We start from the raw sequence: 2,299 nt of genomic DNA, 5'->3' as shown, positions 1-2,299 counted from the left end.
TAGTTTGTCTTGGCGCATCTCACGCTCCTAAATTATCTCTACGACAAAATTGGGCTGAGCGACGAGTTTTCAAGAGGAATTTGTGACGAGAATCACATTTCCCATTTTTTCAGCGCCTGATCGTCGCTGACGCGGGCGTCCACCCAACGTGCACCCTCCGGCGTCTGCTCCTTCTTCCAGAACGGCGCCTCGGTCTTGAGGTAGTCGATGATGAACTCGCAGGCCGCGAAGGCTTCTCCCCGGTGGGAAGTGGTCACGGCCACGAGCACAATCTGATCCAGCGGCTTCAGCGGGCCGACGCGGTGAATCACCAGCGCGTCATAAATCGGCCAGCGCGCTTTCGCCTGCTCGATGATGGCCTCGATCGACTGCTCCGTCATGCCAGGATAGTGCTCCAGCTCCATTTCGGAAACGTTGGCGCCCTCGTTCAGGTCGCGCACGGTTCCCACGAAGGTGACTATACCGCCAACCTTGCCGTTCCCGGCGCGCAGTTGTTGGACTTCCTGGGCGAGATCGAAGTCTTCGGTCTGAACGCGTACGGTCATCGGTTGCCCTCCACCGCACCGATGCGGCGGAAGAGCTGCTCGATGCGGCTGGCCGTGCGCGCATCGGCCAATGCAGGCATGGCGCACAGGGCCAGGAACTGGGCCGCGTGGCTGCCCGGCTTCTGGCCGGATTTGAGGGACGATTGCAGCACTTCCACCTGCATCTTGAGGCGGTCGCGCGCGAACTCCGGACCGCTGTCGATGCCGGCCGCAATTTCCAGGCGCAGCACTTCGGACAGCAGACGCGAACGATTGGCTTCCAGTTCGCCGGCATAGGCCGAGCGGGCCGATGCGCCCTCGCCTGCCGCTTTCAAAGCCGCATCGAAGCGGGAACGCAGAGTACGCTCGTAATCGTTTGGCAGCGCAGGCTGGTCTTGCCAGCGCTGGTTCCAGTCGTCGGCATTCACATCGTCCGGTGCGGCGATGGCGGTTTCCAGCGACTGAGTCAGGCGCAGTTTTTCGCGCAGCGCGTTGGCCTGAGCGGCGCCGGCCTTCTTGCGCAAGCCCTCTACCTTCGATTGCAGCGCCGATACTGCGGCACGGTAGCGTGCTTCGATCTTCTGCTCGGCGGCGCGCGGCACGCTGCCGGATGCATGCCAGGCTTGCGACGCATCCTTCAGCGCCTTGGCGATGGCGGCCTGCACGGCTTTGTCCTCGCCTTCGAAGGTGGCCGATTCCAGCCCGGCGCAAATCGCCTCGCGCTCGTGCAAGTGGGCTTTGCGTTCGTGGTCGGCAGCGTGGGCGGCTTCCTTGCGTTGGGCGAAGATGGCGTCGCAAGCGGCGCGGAATTTCTGCCACAGCGCTTGCTCAGCCTTGCGTTCCAGCGGCAGCGCGCGGGCGTGCTCCTGCCAGGCTTCCTGCAAGCCGCGCAGAGTGTCGATGGTGTGACGGTCGGCCGGATTCAGCTTGCCGACTTCTTCAATTAATTGTTCACGGCGAGCGACTTCAATGCGGCGCTGGGAATCCAGCGGCGACATCAGCGTATCCATGGCCTTGTTGAAGGCGGTGTCGAGACGCTTCTTGTCCTTGCGGTCGATGGTGCCGAGCCTGCTCCAGGCCTGGCGCAGACGCTGCGATGCGGAGGCCAGCGTGCGCCAGTCGTGCGTGTGCGGCAGCTGGCCGCTGGCCGCGTCGCGCCTGTCGGCCTGGTCGCCGCCGGCGGCTTCGCGCTGCGCGGCGTCTTTGGCGACCAGGGCGTTGGCTTCATCGACCAGGGCTTGCGCCTTGGCTGCGTTGGAATGGCGCTCGTCGGCCAGATGCTTGAAGTGGGCGGCTGCCGGTGCGTAAGCAGCGGTGCAGGCGGCGTCGAATTTTTCCCACAAACTCTTGGGCGCCGCGCCGGACACGCCATCCAGTGCCTTCCAGCGTTCACGCATGGCGCTGACCTTTTTGGCCAGTTCGCTCATCGGCAAGCCCTGCTTCGGCAGTTCCTCCACCGCCTTGACCAGCTCTTCGCGCGAGACATTGCCGCCCCAGCGCGCCCAGTCGTTCATGCGCTTCAACTCGGYGCGCACATGGGACAGACGGTCGGCCTGATGCGGGTTCAGGCGGCCGGTCTTGGTTTCCTTCAGCTTCTTGTCGAGGTCGGCGGCGGTGTGCAGATGACCCTGCTCCAGCGCTTCGGCCAGTTGCTCGACTATGTCCATAAAGTGCTTGTTGGCTTCCTTCTCGGCCACGCTCGGCTTGTGCTTTTCGCGCGGTTGGCGCGGCGCGGCAGGTGCGCTGCCCGTACCTTCAGCCGTTACAGGCGGGTG

At 64.1% G+C, this 2,299-nt stretch carries 2 protein-coding genes; both read right to left on the bottom strand.

Annotated features, from left to right (window positions below):
* Positions 1–92: 92 nt before the first annotated feature.
* Entirely contained in the window at positions 93–545 is a 453-nt protein-coding gene (gene moaE / locus AB4Z11_RS29785; protein ID WP_442029506.1) for a molybdopterin synthase catalytic subunit MoaE, read from the bottom strand.
* Positions 542–2,299: DUF349 domain-containing protein (locus AB4Z11_RS29780; RefSeq protein ID WP_442029504.1), on the bottom strand; the 1,758-nt coding region annotated here is incomplete at its 5' end. The genes moaE and AB4Z11_RS29780, both read right to left, overlap by 4 nt.

The organism is Pseudoduganella sp. RAF53_2 (assembly GCF_052113985.1).
Taxonomy (GTDB): domain Bacteria; phylum Pseudomonadota; class Gammaproteobacteria; order Burkholderiales; family Burkholderiaceae_D; genus Rugamonas.
The sequence above is the reverse complement of the archived record's forward strand: the minus strand, read 5'-3'. Positions and strand labels throughout refer to the sequence as shown.